The sequence below is a fragment of the Kitasatospora sp. NPDC056138 genome, from assembly GCF_042264695.1.
Lineage (GTDB): Bacteria > Actinomycetota > Actinomycetes > Streptomycetales > Streptomycetaceae > Kitasatospora.
The window spans coordinates 1-23,076 of sequence record NZ_JBHJVK010000075.1 but is presented as its reverse complement, the minus strand read 5'-3'; the positions used below and the strand labels follow the sequence as shown (position 1 = coordinate 23,076).

The 23,076-nt window shown below is 70.4% G+C and carries 25 protein-coding genes and 2 pseudogenes; 14 read left to right on the top strand and 13 right to left on the bottom strand.

Annotated features, from left to right (window positions below; all coding sequences use genetic code 11):
• Nucleotides 1-364: 364 nt before the first annotated feature.
• Entirely contained in the window at nt 365-559 is a 195-nt protein-coding gene (locus ACFC1R_RS32340) for a DUF397 domain-containing protein (RefSeq protein ID WP_375944755.1), read from the bottom strand.
• Nucleotides 556-1,383 carry a Scr1 family TA system antitoxin-like transcriptional regulator gene (locus ACFC1R_RS32335; protein WP_375944753.1) on the bottom strand — a complete coding sequence of 276 codons (828 nt, stop codon included), beginning with the start codon at nt 1,381-1,383 and terminating at the stop codon, nt 556-558. The genes ACFC1R_RS32340 and ACFC1R_RS32335 overlap by 4 nt, the downstream gene beginning before the upstream one ends.
• Before the next feature lie 389 nt (nt 1,384-1,772).
• Between ACFC1R_RS32335 and ACFC1R_RS32330 the strand changes: the two genes are divergently transcribed.
• The 3 genes from ACFC1R_RS32330 (at nt 1,773) to ACFC1R_RS32320 (ending at nt 3,784) form a co-directional block, all read left to right on the top strand.
• On the top strand, nt 1,773-1,991 hold the full coding sequence (locus ACFC1R_RS32330) for a hypothetical protein (RefSeq protein ID WP_375944751.1): 219 nt from the start codon (nt 1,773-1,775) through the stop codon (nt 1,989-1,991).
• 146 nt (nt 1,992-2,137) lie between these two features.
• Nucleotides 2,138-2,599 (top strand): NUDIX domain-containing protein, encoded by a 462-nt coding sequence (locus ACFC1R_RS32325; RefSeq protein WP_375944788.1) that lies wholly within the window; start codon nt 2,138-2,140, stop codon nt 2,597-2,599.
• A gap of 864 nt (nt 2,600-3,463) precedes the next feature.
• On the top strand, nt 3,464-3,784 hold the full coding sequence (locus ACFC1R_RS32320) for a hypothetical protein (protein WP_375944750.1): 321 nt from the start codon (nt 3,464-3,466) through the stop codon (nt 3,782-3,784).
• An 86-nt stretch (nt 3,785-3,870) separates the two neighbouring features.
• On the opposite strand, the gene ACFC1R_RS32315 is transcribed toward ACFC1R_RS32320, so the two are convergent.
• The 3 genes from ACFC1R_RS32315 to ACFC1R_RS32305 form a co-directional block, all read right to left on the bottom strand.
• Nucleotides 3,871-4,548 carry a GAP family protein gene (locus tag ACFC1R_RS32315; protein ID WP_375944748.1) on the bottom strand — a complete coding sequence of 226 codons (678 nt, stop codon included), beginning with the start codon at nt 4,546-4,548 and terminating at the stop codon, nt 3,871-3,873.
• A 480-nt stretch (nt 4,549-5,028) separates the two neighbouring features.
• Nucleotides 5,029-5,385 (bottom strand): YciI family protein, encoded by a 357-nt coding sequence (locus ACFC1R_RS32310; RefSeq protein ID WP_375944746.1) that lies wholly within the window; start codon nt 5,383-5,385, stop codon nt 5,029-5,031.
• A 202-nt stretch (nt 5,386-5,587) separates the two neighbouring features.
• The gene (locus tag ACFC1R_RS32305; RefSeq protein ID WP_375944744.1) at nt 5,588-7,102 is read right to left on the bottom strand and encodes a putative glycoside hydrolase; all 1,515 of its coding nucleotides are present in this window, start codon (nt 7,100-7,102) and stop codon (nt 5,588-5,590) included.
• Between the two features lie 488 nt (nt 7,103-7,590).
• On the opposite strand from ACFC1R_RS32305, the gene ACFC1R_RS32300 reads away from it, so the two are divergent.
• Both ACFC1R_RS32300 and ACFC1R_RS32295 read left to right on the top strand, forming a co-directional pair.
• The gene (locus ACFC1R_RS32300) at nt 7,591-8,622 is read left to right on the top strand and encodes a polysaccharide deacetylase family protein (protein WP_375944742.1); all 1,032 of its coding nucleotides are present in this window, start codon (nt 7,591-7,593) and stop codon (nt 8,620-8,622) included.
• Between the two features lie 270 nt (nt 8,623-8,892).
• Nucleotides 8,893-9,609, top strand: coding sequence for a hypothetical protein (locus ACFC1R_RS32295; RefSeq protein ID WP_375944740.1), 717 nt, complete (start codon nt 8,893-8,895; stop codon nt 9,607-9,609).
• Nucleotides 9,610-9,859: 250 nt separating this feature from the next.
• On the opposite strand, the gene ACFC1R_RS32290 is transcribed toward ACFC1R_RS32295, so the two are convergent.
• From ACFC1R_RS32290 to ACFC1R_RS32275, 4 genes are all read right to left on the bottom strand, one after another.
• Nucleotides 9,860-10,603: an MBL fold metallo-hydrolase gene (locus ACFC1R_RS32290; RefSeq protein WP_375944738.1), complete on the bottom strand. Its 744-nt coding sequence runs from the start codon at nt 10,601-10,603 to the stop codon at nt 9,860-9,862.
• 119 nt (nt 10,604-10,722) lie between these two features.
• On the bottom strand, nt 10,723-11,019 hold the full coding sequence (locus ACFC1R_RS32285; RefSeq protein WP_375944736.1) for a hypothetical protein: 297 nt from the start codon (nt 11,017-11,019) through the stop codon (nt 10,723-10,725).
• A 63-nt stretch (nt 11,020-11,082) separates the two neighbouring features.
• On the bottom strand, nt 11,083-11,703 hold the full coding sequence (locus tag ACFC1R_RS32280; protein ID WP_375944734.1) for a DinB family protein: 621 nt from the start codon (nt 11,701-11,703) through the stop codon (nt 11,083-11,085).
• A 141-nt stretch (nt 11,704-11,844) separates the two neighbouring features.
• Nucleotides 11,845-12,192 carry a YidH family protein gene (locus tag ACFC1R_RS32275; RefSeq protein WP_375944732.1) on the bottom strand — a complete coding sequence of 116 codons (348 nt, stop codon included), beginning with the start codon at nt 12,190-12,192 and terminating at the stop codon, nt 11,845-11,847.
• A 548-nt stretch (nt 12,193-12,740) separates the two neighbouring features.
• On the opposite strand from ACFC1R_RS32275, the gene ACFC1R_RS32270 reads away from it, so the two are divergent.
• The 8 genes and pseudogenes from ACFC1R_RS32270 to ACFC1R_RS32235 all read left to right on the top strand — a co-directional run bounded on the left by ACFC1R_RS32270 (nt 12,741) and on the right by ACFC1R_RS32235 (nt 19,037).
• The gene (locus ACFC1R_RS32270) at nt 12,741-13,490 is read left to right on the top strand and encodes a DUF998 domain-containing protein (RefSeq protein WP_375944730.1); all 750 of its coding nucleotides are present in this window, start codon (nt 12,741-12,743) and stop codon (nt 13,488-13,490) included.
• A gap of 62 nt (nt 13,491-13,552) precedes the next feature.
• Nucleotides 13,553-13,771 (top strand): annotated as a pseudogene (locus ACFC1R_RS32265) (transposase); the annotation flags it as partial.
• A 187-nt stretch (nt 13,772-13,958) separates the two neighbouring features.
• Nucleotides 13,959-14,963 carry a phosphotransferase family protein gene (locus tag ACFC1R_RS32260; protein ID WP_375944728.1) on the top strand — a complete coding sequence of 335 codons (1,005 nt, stop codon included), beginning with the start codon at nt 13,959-13,961 and terminating at the stop codon, nt 14,961-14,963.
• 143 nt (nt 14,964-15,106) lie between these two features.
• Nucleotides 15,107-15,232 (top strand): annotated as a pseudogene (locus tag ACFC1R_RS32255) (transposase domain-containing protein); the annotation flags it as partial.
• 302 nt (nt 15,233-15,534) lie between these two features.
• Entirely contained in the window at nt 15,535-16,779 is a 1,245-nt protein-coding gene (locus tag ACFC1R_RS32250) for a GNAT family N-acetyltransferase (protein ID WP_375944726.1), read from the top strand.
• A gap of 77 nt (nt 16,780-16,856) precedes the next feature.
• A complete protein-coding gene (locus ACFC1R_RS32245) occupies nt 16,857-17,219 on the top strand; it encodes an NUDIX hydrolase (protein WP_375944724.1) in 363 nt (120 codons plus the stop codon).
• 145 nt (nt 17,220-17,364) lie between these two features.
• Nucleotides 17,365-17,970 (top strand): disulfide bond formation protein DsbA, encoded by a 606-nt coding sequence (locus tag ACFC1R_RS32240; RefSeq protein WP_375944722.1) that lies wholly within the window; start codon nt 17,365-17,367, stop codon nt 17,968-17,970.
• A 539-nt stretch (nt 17,971-18,509) separates the two neighbouring features.
• Nucleotides 18,510-19,037 (top strand): peptidylprolyl isomerase, encoded by a 528-nt coding sequence (locus ACFC1R_RS32235; protein ID WP_375944720.1) that lies wholly within the window; start codon nt 18,510-18,512, stop codon nt 19,035-19,037.
• A 208-nt stretch (nt 19,038-19,245) separates the two neighbouring features.
• On the opposite strand, the gene pth is transcribed toward ACFC1R_RS32235, so the two are convergent.
• The 4 genes from pth to ACFC1R_RS32215 all read right to left on the bottom strand — a co-directional run bounded on the left by pth (nt 19,246) and on the right by ACFC1R_RS32215 (nt 22,401).
• Nucleotides 19,246-19,830 (bottom strand): aminoacyl-tRNA hydrolase, encoded by a 585-nt coding sequence (gene pth / locus ACFC1R_RS32230; RefSeq protein WP_375944718.1) that lies wholly within the window; start codon nt 19,828-19,830, stop codon nt 19,246-19,248.
• 241 nt (nt 19,831-20,071) lie between these two features.
• Entirely contained in the window at nt 20,072-20,347 is a 276-nt protein-coding gene (locus ACFC1R_RS32225) for a DUF664 domain-containing protein (protein ID WP_375944786.1), read from the bottom strand.
• A 51-nt stretch (nt 20,348-20,398) separates the two neighbouring features.
• Nucleotides 20,399-20,845 carry a type II toxin-antitoxin system PemK/MazF family toxin gene (locus ACFC1R_RS32220; RefSeq protein ID WP_375944716.1) on the bottom strand — a complete coding sequence of 149 codons (447 nt, stop codon included), beginning with the start codon at nt 20,843-20,845 and terminating at the stop codon, nt 20,399-20,401.
• Between the two features lie 770 nt (nt 20,846-21,615).
• Entirely contained in the window at nt 21,616-22,401 is a 786-nt protein-coding gene (locus tag ACFC1R_RS32215) for a LysR substrate-binding domain-containing protein (protein ID WP_375944714.1), read from the bottom strand.
• 58 nt (nt 22,402-22,459) lie between these two features.
• Here ACFC1R_RS32215 and ACFC1R_RS32210 point away from each other — a divergent pair, with 58 nt between their 5' ends.
• The gene (locus tag ACFC1R_RS32210) at nt 22,460-22,864 is read left to right on the top strand and encodes a DUF5997 family protein (protein ID WP_375944712.1); all 405 of its coding nucleotides are present in this window, start codon (nt 22,460-22,462) and stop codon (nt 22,862-22,864) included.
• The last annotated feature ends 212 nt before the right edge of the window (nt 22,865-23,076 follow it).

Genomic DNA, 23,076 nt, shown 5'->3' with positions numbered 1-23,076 from the left:
CGGCGGCTGCTCCGCGGAGCGTCGGAGGAAACCCTCCGGGTCGCCCTGACGACCGGTCTGCCTGACGTCGTCCACTCCGCGGTCGCGCTCGTCCGCAGCCGTCCGGAGCGCAGGATGCCGCTCGTCCTGCCGGCCCGTGAACCTCTCCAGGGGTGATTCGAGTGCGACGACTGCCGGGCGCCCGTGGGCGTTCCGGGGCTGTGCCCGGCCTGCGCCAGTACCGCGACGAACCCTGACGTCGACTGGGCTGTGAGGGCCGCCCCGCGGGGCGCCGCGCGGGTCCGTGCGGAGATGCGGGCGGTGAAAGGCTGAGACCCCGCCAAGCGGTGCTGACGGGGTCTCTTGGAAGCGGTACAGCTGGCTGTCAGACCTCGCCGAAGTCTCCACGAGCCGTGGCAGCTGCGAACGCCGCCCAAGCCTCCTGCGAGAAGCAGAGCTGTGGGCCCTCGGGGTCCTTCGAGTCACGGACGGGGACGACGCCGGGAAGGTTGGCAGCGACCTCGATGCAGTTGCCGCCATTGCTGCTGTAAGAGGACTTGAACCAGTCAGGTTCGGTCACCGGAGTTCCTTTCGTGCCTTGCCGATCAGCGCCACGGATGCGGCCTGCGATAGCGCTTCTACCTGTAGCTGATGGTAGGCGGTCAGCAGTGGCCGCACCGCGTCGGCATCGCGCTCGAAGTGCCCCCGCTGAGCTGACTCCGAGTAGGCAGCCACAGACCGATCCGGGAGCGTGAGGACGTTGATCGGCAGATCAAAGGCGCGGGCCTCGCCTATCTCGTACGGGGCGATCTGAAGGACCACGTGCGGCAGCTCAGCAAGAGACATGAGGGAATCAAGTTGCGCGCCCATGATCTCGGTCCCGCCGATCGTCCGCCGGATGCAGCTCTCATCAAGGACGGCATGCAAGAGCGGAGGGGGTTGCCGGGAGAGGAGCATCTGACGGGAAGCAAGGAAGTTCAAGCGCTCGGTCGCCTGGGCCTGAGTGATGCTGCCCCGACGGACGGCGCCGGTCGTGATCGCCGCCGCGTACCCCGGCGTTTGCAGCAGCCCGTGGACGATGCCTAGCTCGAACAGTCGGAGCTCCACCGCCCTTGCTTCTTGAGCGACGTAGTCGGGGAACCCTTCGAGAAGTGACGTACTCCGCACATCCCGGCACATGTCTGCGAACAGGGTTCCGGTCCCAAGCACAGCGTCAGCTCTTCGCGCAAAACGAAGAGTTGCGGATTTACGAGAAGTTTCTACGGCTGAAACGTGCGTCCCTGAGTACTCCATTTGTTCGCCCAGTTGGTCCTGAGTCCACCCGCGTTCCTCGCGTGAGCTGCGAAGGTGGGCTCCGAAGGCAGCACTTGGAGATGCGTGGGGGTCTAACTCCAGGCGGTTCAAGATCTAGTCTTCCTTCCGATCTGACACGTTGAAGACGCCCCGACTGTACGGGACAGTGAGTCGCCCTGGTAGTGAAAGCACTACGGAGAGGAGCGGGCGGTGACGAGGTGCAGAACGGTCCCCAGGTCGGTGTATCGGCCCCAAGTGGGGGAGGTGGTCCGAGATCTCGTCCACGGGGGCGCGGAAGGCACCTACATGGGCTCCGTGGGAGGTGAGGTCTATTTGCGCCCCCGGGGTGGTGGGCAGGAGTGGACGACCTACCCCGGCGAGATCGAACGGCTGACCACTGGCAAGCCGGAGTTGGTGACCGTCATGGTGCCCAGCACGCCGCGCGTACCGCCGCCATGGCCGGGGCGCCCTGTCCTGGGTAGTGAAGCGGGAGAAGTGGCATGACCGGTCCGAGCACCGTAGTTGAGCGGTCATCCCAGACGCCCGGCATCGTGATCGGTGAGGGGCGGGACGGTCGGTACGTCGTCGCCCTGATCGGCGGAGGGGTCCGCCACAACCTCACTCAGGCAGAGATCCGTCCGGCCGACACCGCCGAGGCGTTGCGGGTGCAGATGGCCGTGCAGCGAACCGTCTACCGGATCCGTCACGCCGGAACCTGACCAGGAGAAGACTCCCGAGCGGTCGTCCGGGGAAGCTGACGACGGCCGCACGGGTGCAGGGTCCCGTCCGTGGGCGCCCCCGTTGTCGACGGGCGGGACCACCCGCCAATCCAACTGCCTAGGAGCAGAGTTGAGTCACTCGACCGATCTCATGTCCATGCCGCCGGTCCGCTGGTCTGGTCCTTGCCCTGAACAAGGCGCAGGAGGTGCTACTGGTGGACCGTAGTACCCGGACCGGCCTGAGCCTGCCCGGCGGCAGCGCCCGCGCGGGTGAGGCGCCGAACGAGGCTGCAGCCAGGTGTTTCATGATGGATACCGGTCTGGTGATCGACGTGTGGGAGATGCTGGCGGGGGACTTCGTCTACGAGGACACGTACCCTGAGGGCTTCAATGTCGTCTTTTCCGGTGGCGTGCTGACCGACCGTCAGGTTGCCCGGATCGACACCAGTAACCCGCAGTCGCGAATCAGCGGACACCAGTTCGTGGCAATGGCTGAGCTGCACCTGCACGTGGCGCCACATCCGCTGGCGCGCATCAGGCAGGCGTGGACAGCCCTTCAAGCTGGCAAGGGGCTGCCCCTGCTGGTCATGGGCGAGCCGGTCGGCTGACGGTGAAGGAACTTCCCGTACACCTTGCCCGCCACGCGGACCCCTTCCAGCGCAAGGACTACGCGGCAGTGTGGACGGAATCAACCCGCGCCGCACGGCAGATGCACCGCGAAGACCGGCAGGCGATCGTGGATCTCTGCACCACGGAGTAGTCCCCGGCATGCCTGCACACGGCGAACATGAGAAGGACACCGCATGAGCCACACACCACCGGCCGGCGCGGGCTCACCGGTCCCACGGCGCGCCCGTGGACCCCGGGATGGCCGAGGACCGCAGAAGGGCGTCAGGCCGCCCGTGCTGGGCCCTGGCGATGTCAGAGAGAAGGCAGCGGATATGGACAACCCGCAGCGCCCGGGGACTCCGTACCCCACCGGCCCCTCCGCCCGGGCCGTCCACCCCGCCCCCGCCCCTGCCGCCGAATGACCCGCCGAGGTCGTAGCGGTAGAGGGGTTGCCCCCACCCATTGGGGGCGTGCAGGGGACTCGCAGTAGCCTCAGCCCCGGGGCGTGGGGGCATCGCCACCAGAAGCGGTCCATGCCTAGCCCTCACACCCCTAAAGCCCCGTCCTGCTGGTCACTTGCCGACGGGGCGGGGCTCTGTGCTGGTCAGAGTTAGTGTGGTCAAGTGTGAGTCAGCCCAGCTTTCGGTCGCTGGCTGCATCGCCCTGGTGGCGCTGGCGTACTCCCGTCATCCCCACCTGCGGTCCCCGGCGCCGGCGGAGGTGGACGCGGGACCGGGCCGGGCGGGCTGACCCGCGGCAGCGGCCCGGAGCCGGTCACCGCCGGTTCCCGGAGGCCGTCTGTCGTAGGCGTCTGGGAAGCTGTCGGTGTGCAGGAGGCGGCGGGCAGCTTGGGGAGGCGGCGGATGGGCGTCGAGGGCAGGGTCTGGCGGCTCGTCCGCGCGGACGAAGTGGTGGGCGAGATCGTGGTCGAAGAGGCCGACTTCCCCTGGCTGAGCGGGCGGTTCACCCCGGGGCCGGCCTTCGCCGAGGTGGAGCCGTGGTTCGACGAGTCGCTCGCGCTGCTGGAAGCGGAGGACTACGAGAGGTTCGAAGACTCGTACGACCGGATCGCCGAGGTCCTGTCGTTGGTGGCCCCGTCAGGTCCGGTTGCGGAGTTCCTCCTGCACATCGAGGACGGCCGTGCCCGGTTCCGCTGGAGCGACGAGCCCTTCGACAACTCCTGACAGCAGAGCGGCCCTTGAGTCGAGCCCCGGCACGACGGCTTCCCGGCACGCCGGCCGGGCCCCGGAACGACGTCCTTCGACAGCTGTCAGGAGGTCAGGACGGAGATGCCGTCGCCGACCAGCTTCAGCCCGAGGACGAAGAACAGGGCCGCCATGACGGCGACGTTGTTCCGTGCGGCCCAGTCCTTCCAGTTGCCGAGGGTCTTCGCCGCACGGTCGCCCATGAACAGGTACACCACCAGCGGCGCCAGCAACCCGAGTGAGCCGATGACCACGAACACCGCCAGCGAGGCGATCTGCTGGGCGAGGGGGATCCCGGCCGAGCCGATCGCGGCACCGGCGGCCAGGGTGAGCGGGGCGTTCTTGACATTGGCCGCCGACAGCACCAGCGCGAGCCCGAAGACCTTCACCGGGGTGAGGCGGTCGATCGCGGCCATCCACTTCGGCAGCTGCGCCTGCGAGGGGTCCGTGGGGCGCCGACGCCACTGCCGGGCGGCGAACAGGACGAGCAGTGCCCCCAGGACGAGTTTGAGGATCCCCACCCAGGTGGCCGGATGGCCGTGGGTGGAGGCGTTCGAGGGCTTGGCGATCGCCAGCATCACCGCGCCCAGGGCCGAGAGGCCCACGATCCAGCCGGCCGTGAACAGCAGTCCGTTGAGACGTCCTCGCGGCGTGGCCAGGACCAGGATGATCGCGATGATCGGGAGCGGACTGATCGCGACACCGGCCGCGAGGCCCAGCACGTCACCGAGCACCTTCCCCATGGTGTCCTCCGGTCGGAAATCGGGGCAGCCGGACTGTCGGAACCCGGCCGAACTCACTCGCCGGCTCGGACGCCTTCGATGTCTCGGCGACACCAGCGGTGGAACGGGCGGATGGAACGGGCGGCAGACGCTCCCGGCCTGCGGAGGGCGGGCGTTGCCTTCCTCACCGTAGGCATGCCGGGAGCTCGGCTGCGCCCTGGAGGCAGCCATTCGACGATCGGTGGTGGCGACGACCGCCGACGCCGCGCGCGAGCCGGACACCTCTCGGACCGGCGGGGCCTGATCGGCCGGGCGGCGGTGGAGAGGGCCACCGGGCCCCGAACCTGCCATGTCTGGACGGGCCACAGCGCCACAGCGCCAGAGCAGCCGCAGGGCCTCGCCCCGGGCCAGGTGCCCGGTCCGCCCGGTCCGCCCGGCCCACGGTCGCCGCCCGCAGCCACCACCCGGGATGGCTGCGGGCGGGAGGAGCACCCGGTGGGATCAGCCCTCGGCGATCTGGCGGAGTTCGGCGGTGACGGTCATGTGCTCGTCGTGGACCTCCAGGAAGCGCTTGGTCCACTCCAGGGCCTCGGCCTTGTCCTTCGCCTGAAGGATGGCGTAGCCGCCGACGACCTCCTTGCCCTCGGTGAACGGGCCGTCGGTGTAGCTCAGCCTGCCGCCGGACCAGGTCACCCGGGTTCCGTCGGAGCTCGGGGTGAGGCCGGCGGTGTCCAGCATGACCCCGGCCTTGGTGATCTCCTCGAACAGGGCGCCCATGCGCTGCTCGAACTCGGGGTTGGGGGCCTGGGCAGGAGTGTGCTGCTCGTCGATGCGGATCATCGTCAGGAAACGCGGCATGGTGATTCGACTCCTTGATCGGGAGAGCGGGGGTCTTCCCCGCCTCTCACCCTTGCGTCGAACGGCGGACGGCAGTCTCGACAGCTCCCCCGAGATTCTTCCGAGGACTTTCCGGAGCGGCCGCCGGATCCGTCGCGTCACGGGGGAGTTGCCGGGGCTGGAGGGCTGGAGGGCTGGAGAGCTGGAGCTCCGGGGCGGTCGGTCAGGGGATCAGGGAGAGCGCCTCGCCCTGGTAGCGGGCGCCCGCGTTCCACAGCAGGAACGACGGCATGCTGTCGTGGGCTGCGGCCTCGATCTGGTCCGTGACCTCCTTGGGCCCGTAGTGGACGCCGAGGGAGAAGTCCTGCAGCCACGGGATCACCTGGGCCTGGGTGCCGTCGGTCTTGCGGGCGAAGTCGGCCAGGGAACGCTGGACGATCTCGTACGGGTGGGAGTTGGGATCGGACACGTTGTACTCGCCCGGTCCCCAGTGCGACGGGTAGACCATGGGGGCTATGTAGTCCGCCTGCTTGGCCAGGGCGCCGATGTCCTGGGCGATCTCGTTCGGGCGGGTGGCCGCTATTCCGAAGACGGACACGCCCAGGAAGGTTCCCCTGTCACTGATCCTGCTCCGGGTCTCGGCCACGAAGTCCGCGATGCTCTGTTCCGGGGTCGTGCTGCCCAGGGAGGGAAACGCCATGGTCGACAGGGGTCCGTCGGGGCGGCGCACGTAGTCGTACAGGATGTCGTCGAATCCCAGCCCGGCCGCCTCGGCGGCGAGGTCCTGGTTGTAGCCGCGGACGGCTTGGTCGGCGAAGTTGGTGAAGGAGAGCTGGCCGTAGTTGCCGCCGTCGTAGGCGTCGCCGCCGGGGGTCTGGATCACGCGCTCGGGGTGGCCGCCCTGCCAGGAGGCGGTGGCGAGGATCGGGTCGCGGAAGGCGACGATGCGTCCGACCACCTGGGCCCCGGCCTTGTGCAACTGGTCGATGACCGCGCGGGCGTCGTAGTAGCCCTTGACGGCGCCGATCTCCTTGGCCAGTGGCACCTGGGAGGCGTAGCCGATCTCCCCGTTCTCGTCCTTGATGTCCAGTTCCACCGCGTTGAGCTTCTTCTGCCGGATCAGGTCGAGGATGCCGTTGCGCAGCGGGTCCGACGTCCACCCGATGGCGGTGAGGTGGGCCGCGCGGAGCAGCGGGTGGACCCGCGCGGCGCGGACTTCGCCGGTGGTGGTGTTGCCGGCACGGTCGGCGGCGGTGACCTTGATCAGGGACGGCGGATCGGCGACGGTCACCGAGAACGTGCCGTCGGAGCCCACCTTGGCCGTGCGGCCGTCGACCTCGACCCGGGTGGCGTCCTTCGCGGTGCCGTGGACGGTGACCGGCGTGTGGGGCCGGGTGGTCGTGACCTTGTCCAGCTGGAGGGCGGGCGAGGTGGTGGCGACGGTGAAGGTCCGGGAGACGGTCGTGGTGGTGAACGGCAGCGGGCCCTGGGTCCGAAGGGAGAGGTGGTGTTCGCCGTCGGTCAGGGCGGTCGGCTGCACGTGGAGCTCACGGCCCGTGCGGTGCGCGGGGACGGGTTTGCCGTCGAGCGTGGCCTGGAGGGTGTCCAGGGCGGAGTCGTCGTCGGCGGTGACGACCAGGTCGAGCGACCTGGCGGTGGCCGCGTTCAGCCACTCGTCGTCGCGGATTCCTTGCAGGTGGATGTCGGTGGAGGGGGTGCCCAGCGCGAATGCGCCCAAGGCCGCGCAGGCCACGGCTATGCCTGCGGTCAGCGCCAGCCGGCTCTTTCGGGACCGGAGGACGGGGGGCTTCCCCCGTGGCTGGAACCTGCGGATCCGCCGGAGGAAGCGGCTCCTCGGTACGGTCCCGCTGGCGAACGAAGGGCACATGGGTGTACCGCCTGTCATCTGATGGAGGGATTCCTCCGAATATGTCCCTATATGTCTCTCAAGGTGTTTGACTCCGCAACGCGGACTCGTGCTGATTGACGGGATTTCACCCGGCCTGGGCGGCCCCCGGTCCGTCGGCCGCGTGCCATCCGCGCCCGCGCGGCCCGCCGTGCCCCGATCGGCGGAACGCTGGGCTGTTCGGACCGCCGGGCTGTTCGGACCGCTGGGCTGTTCGGACCGCCGGGCTGTTCGGAACGCTGGGCCGTTCGGACCGCCGGGGTGCGCGTCCAGCCCCGTCGCGGTGACGCTGAGGGCAGCCATCACGTCCTGGAGGTCCCATGCGTCGTTCCGCCGCGCTGCTGTCCGCCACGGTGCTCCTCCTGGCCGCGACCGCGTGCTCCGAGCGGACCCCCGGCAGTTCCGCGCCCGTACCCGCCGCACCGGCGGCGGCCGGCAGCGCGCCGCCCGTGTCGCCCGCGCCGCCGGCACCCGCGTCCGTCCAGGCCAACGAGCTCGGCAGCATTCCGGTCCTGATGTACCACCAACTCAGCGACCACCCCGCGAGCGTGTACGACCGCACCCCGGCGGACTTCCGCGCCGAGCTGGAGCGCCTCGCCCGCGAGAACTACGTACCCATCACCGCAGCGCAGCTCACCAGCGGCCGGATCGACATCCCGGCGGGTGCCCACGCCGTCGTGCTGACCTTCGACGACTCCACCAACAGCCAGGTCCACCTGGACCCGAAGGGCGATCCCACGCCGGACAGCGCACTGGGGATCCTGCTGGACGTGTCGAAGGCCCACCCGTCGTTCCCCGCCAGGGCCACCTTCTTCGTCAACAGCTCGCCGTTCTCCACCAGCGGCTCCGACAAGGCCCTCGGCTGGCTGGTGAAACACGGCTTCGAGGTCGGAAACCACACGCTCCACCACTCCAATCTGGCCACCCTCGACGCGGCCGGCGTGCAGGAGGCGATCGCGAGCGAGCAGGCGGAGATCACCAAGGCGGTCCCGGGTACGCCCGTGCAGTCCCTGGCCCTGCCCTACGGGGTGATGCCCAAACCGGGCTCACTCGCCGTGCACGGCAGCGTGAACGGAGTGGCCTACCAGCACCGCGGGGTCTACCTGGTGGGGTCCAACCCCGCCCCTTCGCCGTTCGACGCCTCCTTCGACCCGACTGCGATCCCCCGCATCCGCTCCGAGGCGGCCACCGGTTCGGAGGCCGAGTTCGGGTCCACCGTATGGCTCGACAGGCTGGCGAAGAACCCCGCCGGCCGCTACACCTCCGCCGGTGACCCGGACCATGTCACCTTTCCCGAGGCCCAGGCGGCACACCTCGCGGAGTCCCTGCGTTCGCGGGCCCGCCCCTACTGAGCACCGGCCGCCCGCGCGGGCGGCCCGACCGTCCGCACGGATCGAACCGGCCTGTTCGGCACGGTCGTTGAGGTGATCACGGAGGCGGTCCGTGGTCCGTCGGCGACCCGCCCGCGGGGGAGCTGACGGGCGGCTCGCGGTGCGGACGGGGGCGCGCCCGGTGGGCAGTGTGCGCCTTCCCACCCCTACCTGTTCCGCGAATCGCTCTCGAACATCAACGTCCTGACGCATCATCGGACAAACACCCACCACCGGCTTGGAGGCCAGTTGATGGACTTGGACGAGATCGCAACCCTGGACGACGCAGGGTTCCGCCGTCTGATCACGCGGCACGTGCACTACACCGTCGGCGACCCGAAGGTGTGGGAACTGCTGCACAGCCCGGAGTTGATCGAGCGGACCCGGACCATGCTCACCACGGTCTACAAGCAGTTGAACGCGACGATGAGCCGCAAGCGGCAGGAGCGCGAGGAGTTCCAGCAGGACTGCTACAGCCGTGGCGCCGCGGGCAAGGCGGACTGGTTCGAGACGAAGACGGAGTACGAGCGCGACCGCGGTCGACTGGTGAGCCTGCACAAGGCGCTACAGGGGCGCCTCGCGGACGCAGGCAAGATCCAGAAGGACGTCAACCGGGCGAACAGCATGGCGTTGACCAACCACGCCAGGGAGTCGCTGCGGGTCCTGTCGATCGCGGTGCAGAAGCACCAGGCGGCGCACGCGCGCAGCGGAACCATGGCGGAGCAGTGCGACTACGAGCTCTGGCGTCTGCTGGACCGGCTCACTGTCCCGGTCGGACCTGCGAACGAACGGGTACCACTGCGGACGATGCTCGACTTCTACTGGACTGATGTGGAGCCGGTCACCGAGGCGCAGGCCCGCGTCGAGGAACTGGAGCCGCTGGTGCGCCGGACGCCGGTGGGCGGTGCCCAGGCGTTCGCCGGGGTGCCGAAGGCGAGGCACGTGGGGAACGACCGGAAGCTGGCCTGACCGGAGCCTCGCCTGACCGAAGGCTCATCCGACCAGAAGGTCGTCTGGCCCCGCCGGGGCGCAGCGGCGGTGAGGCCGTCCCGCTGCTGCGCCCCGAAGTGGTCGGCCGGCACCTGGTGAACCGTTCTGTGGCCGGTGCGGCCGGTGGATCTGATGGCTTGGCAGGACACGACGGACCCGGACGGACCCGGTCGCGGACAGCCCGGACCGTGCGGACATCCCGGGCCGTGCGGGCCGGAAGCGCCTTCGGTCACAGGGGGAGGGTCAGCCCTTCGTCCGCGGCGGTGACCTCGCCGGTGAAGGTGCCGCGCGCCTCGGCGATCGAGCGCTCCCGATCGCTGCCGGGCCAGAAGTGCGTGAGCAGCAGGTGCCGCGCCCCGGCGCGGTCTGCCCAGGCCCCGGCGTCCGCGGAGCTCAGCAGGTAAGGGTCGGTGCCGTCAGGTGGGGTGCCGGTGCCCTGGAGGGTTGCTCCGGCGATGAACAGATCGGCTCCCGCGGCCAGCCGGGCGAGCGCCGGGTCCGGGCCGGCGTCGCCGCTGTAGGCCAGGGTCAGCCCGGGGGCGGTCAACCGTAGACCGGCGTGCGGGACGTGATGGGGCAGCAGGAGACTGTCGAGCCGGAAGGGGCCGATCCGGTAGCTTCCAGGCAGCGGGTGCACGTCGAACACCCCGTGCAGATCCTCGGTCGGCTCCATCGCCTGGACCCGGCCGACCACTCCCGGGGTGCAGTACAGCGGCAGGAGGCCGCCGCGGTCCGCCCCGAAGTGGAGGGCGCGGCACAGCGCACTGAGATCGGCACAGTGGTCGGGATGTTCGTGGGTGATGACGACGGCGTCGAGGTCCTGGCCGGCGCAGTGCTCCAGCAACCGGGGGAGCGTCGCGTAACCCAGGTCCAGGACCAGCCGGAACCCGTCGTACTCCAGGAGGAAACCGCTGGCGCCGCGCCCGGCCTCCGGCCAGGCCCCGCATGTTCCCAGCACACTCAGTCTGCGCACCGGGCCATGCTCTCACGGGCCTGGTACGGCGGTTCGGGCGACGGCCGGTGCCGGGCGTCACGGCCGTGATCAGGAGGAGCGACCGGGAGGGCCGGCTACGGAGGCCGGGGCGGCAGGCGTCAGCGCCACGAACCGGTGACCGCCCGGCGAAGGGCGGCAGCCTCCACGAGCGCGACGAGAACGACCAGGGCGTTGAAGGACCCGTCGCCCAGTACGCTGCCGACGCCGGTGGCGACCAGCGGGATGACGGCGGCGGGGGCGGCGACCGTCAGGGCCACCGTGGGGAGCGCCTGCGAGCTGTCGAGGGGGTCGGCCCACGGCTGGAGGGTCGCCCAGACGGCGAGGGAGATCAGCAGGACGGCGTACGCCGGGAAGAGCACCCCGGGGTGGGCGGAGCGTCTGCGGGGAATTGTCACTGCCGGATCCTGTCACGGTGCGCGTGACCTGGGAAAGTGCGCCCGGCCTCGGCTGTCGGTGGCTCAGTGCGGCTGCGCGCGGTACAGGTCGCGCAGCAGGGCGATCTCGGCTCCGTGGTGCAGCAGTTCCTGATTGACCCACCAGACGGTTTCGACGAACAGGTCGTCCGGATCGCTGCCGTGCGGGTAGGTGCTGTGTCCGACGGTGTCGAGCGCGGTGTCGTCGGCGCCGAGCAGTGCCTCCCGCCACGCCTCGGCGCCGGCGTCGAAGGCTGCGACGGCGCCGGCGGCGTCCCCGCTGATCCGGTAGTCGTCACGGGTCAGCGTGTGGCTGCCTACCGTGTGGTCGGCGCGCAGGGTCAGCATTTCGCTGAGGTGGGTCAGGCGCCACGCGATCGAGGTGAAGGGCGGGGGCGAGGGGTGCGGGGCGGCTGTGGCGTCACGGCCCCAGTCGCCCGCGCCGGTCAGGAGGGTGGCGCGCGGGCCCGGCCCCTTCGATCGCTGCCGGACCGACCAGCAGCCGGGCACCGGCTCCCAGCGGTACTCCTGGTCGGTCATGGGCCCGACCTCGACGTCCGTCCCGTTGCCACTGTCCATGACGGGGCCGGTGAGGCGGTCGGTGAGGCGCTTGCGCGCGAAGTCGAACTGCTGAAGTAGCGGGACCAGGCGGGGCGGTGTCGTCACCGGACGCTCCAGTACTCGGCCGATCGGCGTTGAGGGGGGACTGCTCCATCGGTCCGCAACTCTCTCGCGGCCGGCTCTTGAGCGCACCTCATTTTCGGTGCACGCGATTTTCGGAGCACGCGCGGGAAGGGACGAGGCGATTCAAGCCAGGATCGCGACGGCGATCAGCGCGAGGAGACTGATCAGTGTGGTGGCCGTGACCGTGCCGAACCGTGCCGGGGCGTAGACGCCGCCGTCCAGTTGCCGTCCGACGGAGCGGTACCTGGCCGTGCCGTACGCACTGACCAGCAGGCCGGCGCAGATCAGGATCGCCCCGGAGACCAGGGCGTGGAGGCCCCGGTCCGGGGAGAACTTCGCCACCGCAACGCCCAGTGCCGCCATGCTGATACCGGTCCGCAGCCACGCCAGGTAGGTACGCTCGTTGGCCAGGTGGTCGCGGGCGCGACTGCCGGTGTTCGGGGCCGCACCTCGGGGAGTCTCCCGGCTCATGTGTCCCTCCCGAGGCGTTCGGTTCCGGCGGCCCGCACGTGCACTCACCTCGGGGGAACGGTTCCTGAGGAGGTGTGGGAACCGCCGTCGCCGGGACGGTACGGGCCGGGTGACGGCGGCGCTCCCGGCAGCCCAGTGTCGGAAGGGCGGTGCGCCGTGGCACCACGACCGGTGCGGACGGAGCCGGGCCGGGCCGAGTTGGGCCCGAACCGGTGCGGGCCGGCAGGTGATGATCCGAATCGGTGCGGGCCGGCAGGTGGTGATCCGATTCGGTGCGTGTCCTCGGCGATCCCGGCTCGTTGACCGGATGTGACGACACCTGCCGTGTTGCCGGGCCCACACCAGGTGCCTCGTGCAAAACCCACTCCGGTCCGCAACCTGTCGGTCCACCGAGGGCCCGGTGCGGCTGCCGTGCCGGCGCTCGCCAGGCGCGGGCCGGCGGTGCGGTCGGCGCTGCGGGTTGCGGCATGCCCCTGCCCGGTGCCTCGCCCGGTCCCTTGTCCGGACCGCTGCCTGCGATGCGGTGGTCTCTGGAACGCTGGTCTGTGATGCGCTGGTCTGTGATGCCGGCCCCGGGGGACGGCGGCCCGTGCCGGTTTCCAGCAGACCGGCGCTACCGGCGCGGCCGGTGGGCGGCCGGGCTGCTGCTCCTGGCGGCGGTGCTCTACAACGACTGGCTCCTGGAGTTCGCCCTGCCCACAGGGCTGGACCCACGCCACTCCTACGTCAGCGAGCTCTACGCGGCCGACCAGCCCTTCCGGGTGCTGTTCAGCACGGTCGAGATCACCTGCGCCGTCCTGGTGACGGCCGCCGGGCTGCTCGCGCACGACCGGACGGGCAGCCACTGGGCCCGGACCGGCTGGGGCTTCCTGGCCGCCTTCGGCGTCTTCTCCGCAGCCGACGTCGCTCTCCCGATGAGTTGCGCCCCCTCGGTGTCCCACGGCTGCCAGGCCGTGCACCCCTGGCACACCGTGACCAGCGCGCTGGTCCACTTCGCCCTCTTCGCCTCGATGACGCTGCTCAGCGTGGCGGGTCGCACCGGGCGGCAGGGCCTCCAACTGGTCGGCCGCTGGGGGCCGAGACTGCTGCCGTGTGCCCTGGTGAGCGCCGTGGCCACGGTCGGCCCACTGCTCGGCCACCCCGGCTGGCAGGGGGTGCCGCAACGGCTGCACCTCGTCCTGGTGGGCCTGTGGTTCGTTCTGCTGGCCGCAGCACTGCGCAGGTGGCGACCGTGGGTCGGTCGGTCGGATCTGTCCGGTAGGGAGTCGGACACCGGTGTGAGCGCCGGGGTCGGCTGAGCGAACCTGTCGGCTTTCTGGTGCCGATCTGACGACAACAGCGTGTCCCATGCGGTGGTCGGATCGTTGGATCGGGCACGGGGAGCGGTGAGTGGGGTTGGCTCGTTCCTGATGGCTTGTGGGATTTGGTGGAGCCGTTGCTGCCGACGGCTCGGGTGCGGCCGCAGGGCGGCGGGACGGCGAACCTGGACGACGAGGCGGTGTTCGCCGCGATCGTCCACGTGCTGACAGCCGGGTGCGCGTGGCGCCATCTGCCGCCGTGCTTCGGGCTGTCGTCATCGGACTTGACGTAGAGTGCGGTGACGAGGGAGTCCAAGTCGGGTTTCGCACATCGACGTTGGACTCCCTCCTCCTGCGCGCACAGGCACCGCTTGAAATCGATCGACTTGCGGTGGTGCGCCAGAGGGGCAGTTCCTCGCCTTCCTCGGGCTGAGAGGCTGCGCAGTCGACACGTGGGGGAGGCAGGTTGTGGACGTGGCACGCAAGGTTGTCACACGTGATCATCTGGCAGGAGTGGCGCGTGCGGCTCTGGGAGCCGAACGTCACCTCGTCGGGGTGTCACGGCTCCGAGGCGGCAGCAAGAAGGGCGTATACCGCCTCACCTTCGACGATGACTCCACCGTGATCGTCTACATCTGGGACGACGCCGAGAACTACTGGCCCAGCGTGCAGGGCGCCGAGGACCATACGGACCCGTTCTCGCCCGCCTCCGGCATCGATCTGTTCGAGGCCGCCAACAGGCACCTGGACGCCCTCGGGATCCGCACGCCCCGGATCCATCTGGCTGACCGGAGCAGGAGCCACTACCCGGCGGACATCGCCGTGGTCGAGGACGTGCCCGGCGAGAACCTGGAGACCCTGCTCCACCAGGACCCGCACAGCGCGGAACCGGCCCTGGCACGGCTTGCCGAGGCACTCGGCGTGATGCGGCGGCACACGGGGCCGGACTTCGGCAAGGTCGCCCTGATCGACAACGGCGGCATCTCCCGGGGCCGCTCGTGTGAGCAGGTCGTTCTCGACCGCGCACTCGAAGACCTCGCCGAAGCCTCCTCGCGTGACGCGAGAATGGCACGTGCCGGCGACCGCTTGGAAGACGTGGTTCGCCGACTGGCTGCCGCAGTGCGCCCGCGCACGGAGTACGGGCTCATCCACGGGGAACTCGGGCCGGACCACGTTCTGGTGGACCAACACGGGGATCCGGTCCTCATCGACATCGAGGGCCTGATGTTCTTCGACGTCGAGTGGGAGCACGCGTTCCTGCGCATCCGTTTCGGCGAGCACTACCGGTGGCTGAACAGTGGCGGCCTCGACCAGCAGCGCCTGGACTTCTACACGTTGGCGATGCGCCTCTCGCTCGTCGCCGGACCGCTTCGGCTCCTCGACGGCGACTTCCCGGACCGCGACGCCATGATGGGGATCGCCGAGTACAACCTCCACCAGGCGCTTGCCTTCCTGCCCGCAGATGACTGCTGAACCCCTTTGAACCCCTTGGAATCGATCATCCAGCCCCAATACCGCTGACTTTGGTGGACTTTGGTCGTTGGACGGGTCGTGCCAAGGCCTGGTCAGGTGAAGTCGTCGGTTGGTGAGCGGTTCTCGGACCGGATCGCGTCGGGGTGTTGACTCGTGCGTTTCCGCCGGAGCTGGTGGATGAGGTGGTGGCGGAGTGCGGCCGGGTCGAGCAGCGTCACCGGCTTCTGCCGGCCAGGGGGGTCGTGTACTTCGTCCTCGCCATGCGCCTGTTCTCGGGCCAGGGCTACGAAGAGGTCGCGCGCCTGCTCACGCACGGGCTGGAGAGAGCGCCGCTGGCAGGACTCCTGACGGGTCCCGACGACGGCCGCGATCGGCCGGGCGCGGCTGCGGCTGGGCCCGGAGCCGTTGCGAGCCCTGTTCGCCCGGGTCTGCCGGCCGGTGGCGACTGCGCAGACCCACCAACACCCCCTACCAGCCGTAATTCGCTTGACCCGGCCACGGGTCAACGCTGCACTGTGGGCCGGACACCACCAGCCGTGGTGCCCGAATCCCAGGGGAGGCAGCAGCAACAATGGAAATCCGTCCCACGACCGACCAGGACCTCGACGTCTTCGTCAACACACTCCATTCCGCGTTCGGGCTCTACCCGGAAACCCCGAACGAGGATGGCGGTGGCCTCTGGTGGTCGGCGTTCGAGATGGACCGCGGCCTGCTCGCCGTGACGGCGGACGGGCGGCCGGTCGGGACCGCCGCTGCATACTCCTTCGAACTCACCCTGCCCGGCGAGATCCTCGCCCCGGCCGCCGGCATCAGCGCCGTCGGCGTCCTGCCCTCGCACCGACGCCAGGGCGTCCTCACCGCGATGATGCGACACCAGCTCACCGAGCTTCGGGCACGCGGGGAGTTCATATCCGTCCTGCTTGCCACCGAGGCCCCGATCTACGGCAGGTTCGGCTACGGACCTGCGACCTACACGGGACGGCTGACCGTGGCACGCCACCAAGCCGCCCTCGCCGCCCGGCGGGCGCACGGACCGGCAGACGTCCGGGCCGCCGATTCGGGTACTGACTCGGACAACGGCTCGGTCGAGGTGATGCGGCGCGCCGAATCCAGCGAGATCCTCGAAGAGGTCTACGACCGGTACCGCCGCGCACAGCCCGGCGCACTGTCCCGACCGCCCCGCTGGTGGGCCCTCGGTGCAGGGCAACCCCCGATCGCCCGGGCACCGCGCTACATCGCCGTCCACCGCGACGCCGACGGTGTCCCGGACGGCTACGCCAGCTACTCACTTGACGACGGCACATTGACGGTCGACGAGACCATCGCCGTCGACGACACCGTCTCCACTGCCCTGATCCGGTTCCTGCTCGGCCACGACCTCGTCACTCAAGTTGCGTTCAAGCACTTCCCGCCCGGGCACCCGCTGCGCTGGCAGCTGGCGGATTTCCGTGCGGCCCAGGTGAGCAGCGACTCCGACTGGCTCTGGGTGCGGCTGCTCGACGTACCGCAGGCACTGACCGCGCGCGGCTGGTTCACCGACGGCGAACTCGTCCTCGACGTCGACGACCCGTTCCTCGGCGAGCACCACCGGTACCTGCTGACCGTCCGGGACGGCAAGGCCGACTGCGTCCCCACCGAGCGTGACCCCGACCTCTCCCTGGACGTGCGCGACCTCGGCTCGATCTACCTCGGCGGCACCACCCCGAGCACCCTCGTACGTGCCGGACACATCCGCGCCCACCGCCCGGACGCGGCCACCCGCGCCGACATCCTCTTCCACGCCGAGCGCCCCCCGCACTGCCTGCACTGGTTCTGACCCCACGCTGGCCACTCCACCCACGCCTCGACCGGATTCGTACCCCGGACCCGGGGGCGCCGACGCCGGACTGTCATGTGGCCGGTCCGCCCGAGCCGCCGGTCGGTGCCAGCCGCTCACCGAGTCGGCCTGCGAAGCCTCCAGGACAGCCGTCCCGGGGGCTTTCGCGTGACACGTGGAAGCGGTCGGCCGGCGCGCTGGCGCTCGACCGGATCGGCCGGGTCCTGCTGGTCCGACGCGCGACCGGTACACCGTCGGGACTGCCGTGGGAACTGCCCGGAGGCGGGACCGGACCTGGGGAGGCCCCGTACCAGGCGGCGTTGCGGGAGCTCCGGGAGGCGACCGGCCTGGTCCCGGGCGAGCACGGGTACGCGGGATTCATCGACTACGCCGACGTCGAGAGCGGACCGGGCTCCGCAGCTCCAACAGGCGTTCCCTGACGGCCGGTCGGGCGATGCGCACGCGCGCCTGTGCACGGCCGGCCGGACCCGGTGGGTGCCGAAGCCCGCCCGTGTGAAGTGGCCCAATATTCCACTCGGTCAATGGCCCTGATGCTGGGGCCATTTGGGTCGTAGTCTCATCGGTGTGACGAACACTGTTGACTTCTACTTCGATCCGATCTGCCCGTTCGCGTGGATCACCTCCCGGTGGATCCTGGAGGTCGAGCAGCAGCGCGACCTGAACCTCAGCTTCAAGGTGATGAGCCTGTCGGTGCTCAACGAAGGCCGCGAGGGCCTGCCCGAGCGGTACCAGCGACTGTTCGACATCGGATGGGGTCCGGTCCGCGTGTGCATCGCTGCGGCGCAGCAGCACGGCGAGCACGTGCTGCGCGATCTCTACACCTCGCTCGGTACCCGCCTGCACAACCAGGACCGGCCCGTCGACGACGATCTCATCAGGGAGGCGCTGGCCGAGGCCGGCCTGCCGCTGGAACTGGCGGACGCGGCCACGAGCACCGACTACGACGACGCGCTGCGCAAGAGCCATCACGAGGGCATGGACCCGGTCGGCGAGGAGGTGGGCACGCCCACGATCCATGTCGACGGGGTGGCGTTCTTCGGTCCGGTGCTGACCTCGATCCCGCGCGGCGAGGAGGCCGCCCGCATCTTCGACGGCGTCCGGGCGCTCGCCGGGTTCCCCGACTTCTTCGAGCTGAAGCGGACCCGGACCGGCGATCTCGACTTCAGCTGAGGCGCCGATCCGCCGGCCCGCCGACCGCTCGGGATCGAAGGAGGTCCGGCGTCGCGATGGCGGCCGGGGTGACTGCGACACGGGCCGGGGGGCGGGTGCTGCGCGGGCTCCCCGGCTCCCTTGCCCGGCCGGGCGCGGCTGCGTGCGGGCGGCTCCGTCCCCGCCGGTCCGGTGGCCGAGTGGAAGCAGAGGGCTGCGGTGGAGGTTCGAGCCCCGGCACGGTCTCCGACCGCAGGCCGCCGTGTGCAGCACGTGCTTGTGGCCCGTCATCCCTCGTGCAGGCGCGGTCCTTGAGTACGGGGAGGGGCTGGGGCTCGGTTCGGGGCGCGGGGTTTTGGGGGGCTGGGGCTGGGCCGTGGACGTGGCGTCTGGGCGGCGTCGACCGTCGTCGGTGCCGGCACGGCCGAACACAGGATCTCCGGCCCTACCGCGACGTCAGGCGGGAGCCCGTGGTGACGTTCGGTGATTGCGCGTGTGCGCTGTGGGGCTACGGCGATGTAACGTGCCTTGTCCGCTCGACGACTGACGGAAGGTGAACCATGGCCGAGCAGCTCTACGCCACACTGAAGACCAGCCTGGGTGACATCGAGCTCCGGCTGCTGCCGGACCATGCGCCCAAGACGGTCAGGAACTTCGTTGAGCTCGCCAAGGGCGAGCGTGAGTGGGTCAATCCGGTGACCGGCAAGAAGTCGACGGATCCGCTCTACGACGGCACGGTGTTCCACCGGGTGATCGAGGGCTTCATGATCCAGGGCGGTGATCCGCAGGGGGACGGCACCGGCGGCCCTGGGTACGAGTTCGCCGACGAGTTCCACCCCGACCTCGCCTTCACCAAGCCCTACCTGCTGGCCATGGCCAACGCCGGTCCGGGCACCAACGGTTCGCAGTTCTTCATCACGCTGGCACCGACCGCCTGGCTGACCGGCAAGCACACCATCTTCGGTCAGGTGGTGAGCGAGGCCGGCAAGAAGGTCGTCGACACGATCGGGGGGACCCGGACCAACCCGCGTACCGACCGTCCGGTGGACGATGTGGTCATCGAGTCGGTCGTCATCGAGACGCGCTGACGCGCGGGCGTGTTGACGTTCTGACGTTCTGACGCGTTGACGTTCTGACGAGTTGACGCGCTGACGCGCTGACGCGTGGCACCGGTTACTGGCGGGTGGGTCGGCCGGGCCGGCCGACGTGTCGACTCCGCGCCCTCCCGTGGATCGTTGGGAGGGCGCGGAGTCGCTGCCGGTTGCAGGACAGCCGGTTGCAGGACAGGACGTCGGCTCATGCGTCGGTGCTGTGCAGTGCGTCCTGTGCCTTGCTCAGGCCACGGGCGACGAGTGCCTCGACGGCGTCCGCGCAGCGGTCCAGCAGTGCCGGCAGATCAGCCTGCTCCGCTTGCGAGAACTCCTTCATGACGAAGCTGCCGATGGTCTGGCCTTTGGGCGGGCGTCCGATTCCGAAGCGGAGGCGGATGTAGTCGTGGGTTCCCAGTGCCTTGTTCACGGAGCGCGGTCCGTTGTGTCCGCCCGGTCCGCCTCCGCGCTTCAGCCGGACCGTGCCGAACGGGAAGTCCAGGTCGTCCTGCACCACGAGGAGCCGTTCGGTGGGGATGCCGTGGCTGCGCAGGACGGTGGCGACGGGGTTGCCCGACAGGTTGATGAACCACTGGGGCTTGGCCAGGAGCACCCGGCGCCCGTCGATGTCGATCTCCGCGACACGGCAGCGCGCGCCGTGGAGCCTGAACTTCGCGCCATGGCGCTCGGCGAGCCGGTCGACGGCGAGGAATCCGGCGTTGTGCCGCGTCCTGCGGAACCACGGTCCCGGGTTTCCCAGGCCCGCGATCAGCCAGCGCTCATCAGACTTCATCCGTTCAGAACCTCCAGGCCCCGGCCCGAAACCGGTTTCGAGCCAACCGGCCTGGAACGGTACCCGCTGGCCGATCACCGGTCGGACCTGGGGCTTCGTCCACGCCGCGTCCATGCGGGCTGCTCCGGATGGTCACCGATCGGTCGGCCGGGTGCCCCGCAGGGAGGAGCCGCTGCCGTGAGGCGGCGGTCGATGCCTCGTCAACCTCGGTGCGTGCAAACATCGTTCGGGGCTCCCTCCTTCATGGCGGAGCCAAAGGGCCCGGTCGACGCGAGGACGGAACTGCCGGAACTGCTGGAGCTGCAGGGACAGCCCGGTCGGGACCGCGGACTCGGTCGCCCGTTGCCCCGTCGGTCCGTTCCCGCAGGAAGTCGGCGTGGCCGTTGTGGCGGGCGTACTCCTGGATCGGCATCACGTAGACCCAGCGCAGAGTGAGGGGCAGGCCGCGGGAGGACACGAACGTCTCGTCGAGGTCGTGACCGGTCGCCACCGCGTCACAGGCCCGGGTCTCGGCCACGAACAGCAGGCGCAGCACCCGCACCTGTCCGGGGCCGAGGAGGCGGGTGGCTCAACTCCAGTGGTAGCGCAGCCGGAGGTGGTCGATGACGAGGTTGAAGCCGGCCCGGTCGAGGGCGCAGGCCTCGCGGCGCATGCCGTGCGGATGCACCCGCAGGATGCGTTCGGTGGAGACCCAGGAGTCGCGGCCCGAGCGGTCCCAGGGACCGGAGCCGAGGGGCACCCAGTCGCGGTCGCCGTCGTGGCCCTTGCTGGAGAGCATCACCGTGAGCAGGGTGCCGCCCGCCTCACGGGCAACCACCAGCACCGGCCGGTCCTTGCCGCGCCCGTCGTTCTCCTCGTACGGCACCCAGGTCCAGACGATCTCGCCCGGGTCCGGGTCGCCGTCGTGGTCGGGCGCGTACTCGGTGCGCACCGGTCCGATCCGGTGAGGATCGATCTCCACCGTTGCGCTGGGGCCGAAGCGGCCCGGGTTCTCGTTCTGGTCGGTCGCGGTCATGAGTGCATCTCATCAGAGTGGTACCCGGACGGTCCACCCGGGAGGTGCGGTTGCCCTCGGAGCTGTACGAGGCTTCCTTCGGCGTCGACTTCACCCGGCTCCGCCCCGACGGGACGGACCTGCGACAGACCGTCCTGACGATTGGTGAGCCGGCCGTGCCGGCAACGGGACGGCGAGGCGGGGGTGCGGCTCACGCCCGGCCCTGCCGGGGATCCGGAGCACGGTGCCCGCACCGACCGGAAGCAGTCGGCAGTCGGCGCGGGCGCAGGCGGGCGCAGGAGGCAGGTGGTCGTGCGCTGGGCTCCCGCACCGGCTGGGCGCAGGAGTGGCGTACCCACCTCCGCGCCCTCCGCCGTCACCCCCACCCCGACGTCCGGGAGGCGGCCCTGGTCCTGACCACGGCGGTCGAATAGCAGCGCACCCGCCCACGGCCCCGATGGATCCGATCGGCTTGCGCACCTGTGGACCCGCAGTTCGCCGCAGTGTGCTGGGAAGAGCAGGGCGTCACCGACTCGGGCCGTCGCCGAGCGCGGGGCGCGAACAGGTTCGCGTTCCGGTCCCGCAGAAGGGGCCGCGAACGGGGCTGCGGAGCGGGCCGCGGAAGGGTCGGTGAGACCGCCTGCCGATGGACGGGAGCACGGGCAGGCATGCACCCAGGCCGTCTCGTGGCGGTGACCCCGGTGCTTCGGTTGGCGGGGTCCGTCAACCGAAGCACCAGGCCGGAGCGGGGCGAAACGCGGCGCGGGGGCCGCGGACGCGCGCCGCCGGGGCTACGACCGGCGGCGGGGTTTGCCGCGCTTGCCGCCCTTGGGGCTGCCGGCACCGCTGCGTGCGCTTCTGCCGGTCGGCTTGCCGGTTGCGGCCTGCTTGCCGGGTGCGGGCTTTCGCCGTGCACCGCCGGTCTCGGGACGCTTGGCCTCCGGCTGGGCCGGAGCCGGGGCCGGGGCGAGTCCGCGCGAGCTGTTGACCGTCCGGCCCCGGACGATCCCGATGAACTCCTCCACCAGTTCGGTGGTTTCGTCCTCCGGCCAGGACAGCGCGACGCGCGACTCGGGGGTGTCCGAGATCGGCCGGTACGTGAGGTCCCTGCGGTGGTGCAGGCGGGCGAGCGACTGCGGTACGACGAGCACGCCGACTCCGGCCGCCACGAGTTCGATGGCGTCCGCCGTGGTGGCGGGACGCTCGTTCGCGGGACGTCCGGGCGGGCGCTCCCAGTCGAGGGTGTCGTCGAGCGGATGCAGCACGAGTTCGTCGTCCAGATCCTCGGCGGACACCTCGTCGACCGCCGCCACGACGTGGTCCTTGGGAACCACGACCACCGTCGTCTCGGTGTAGAGGGGGATCGCGCTGAGGTCGGTCCGGTCGATCGGCAGCCGGACGAAGCCCGCGTCGGCGCCGCCGGCCCGCAGCACGTCGGGTGCTTCGGCGGCGGACACCGGGATGAGGGCCAGCGGGGTTTCGGGCAGCCGCTCGTTCCAGATCCGCACCCACTTGGTGGGCGTCACCCCCGGAACATAGGCGAGCCGGAACGAAATGGGTACTTCCGAGCCTGTCACCCGGCCAGGTTACCGGTCGTGGTCAGAGGTAGCGCACACACTCGATACCCTTGACACCATGACGTCGCACCAGAGCACCCAGACGATGAAGCCCGCAACCGCGGCAAAGAAGCTGGGTGTGTACCTTCAAGCCACCCCCGCCGAGTTCCAGGAGGGTGTCGTCTCGCGCAGCGAGCTGAACGCGCTCCAGGCCGATCCGCCCGAGTGGCTGCAGGAACTGCGACGCAACGGCCCGCACCCCCGGCCGGTGGTCGCCGCGAAGCTGGGCGTCTCCATCGCGGGTCTCGCGCGTGGCGGCGTCACGGAAGCCCTCACCACGGAGCAGATCGACGAGCTCAAGCGGGAGCGCCCGGAGTGGCTGGAGCGGGAGCGCGCCACCCAGGCCGAGGTCCGCAAGGAGACGGTCCGCATCAAGGAGCGGAACGCCGAGCGCGCCGAGCAGGCCCAGCGCTCGCAGTCCTGACCTCTCTCCCCCGGTTGTCCCCGGGCCGTCTCTCGGCCTCGCCCGGCCGTGTCCCGGCCTTCCCCGGTCGTCCCTCGGCGATGCCGATTCCGTCGACGGAGACGGCCCGGGGCGCCCTGTCCGTGGCGTAGCAGCCCTCCCGGGGCCCACCACGCCGGCGGTGGCGGCCGGGCCGAACGGGAACGCTCAGCCACAGCACCTGTGGCTGTGCT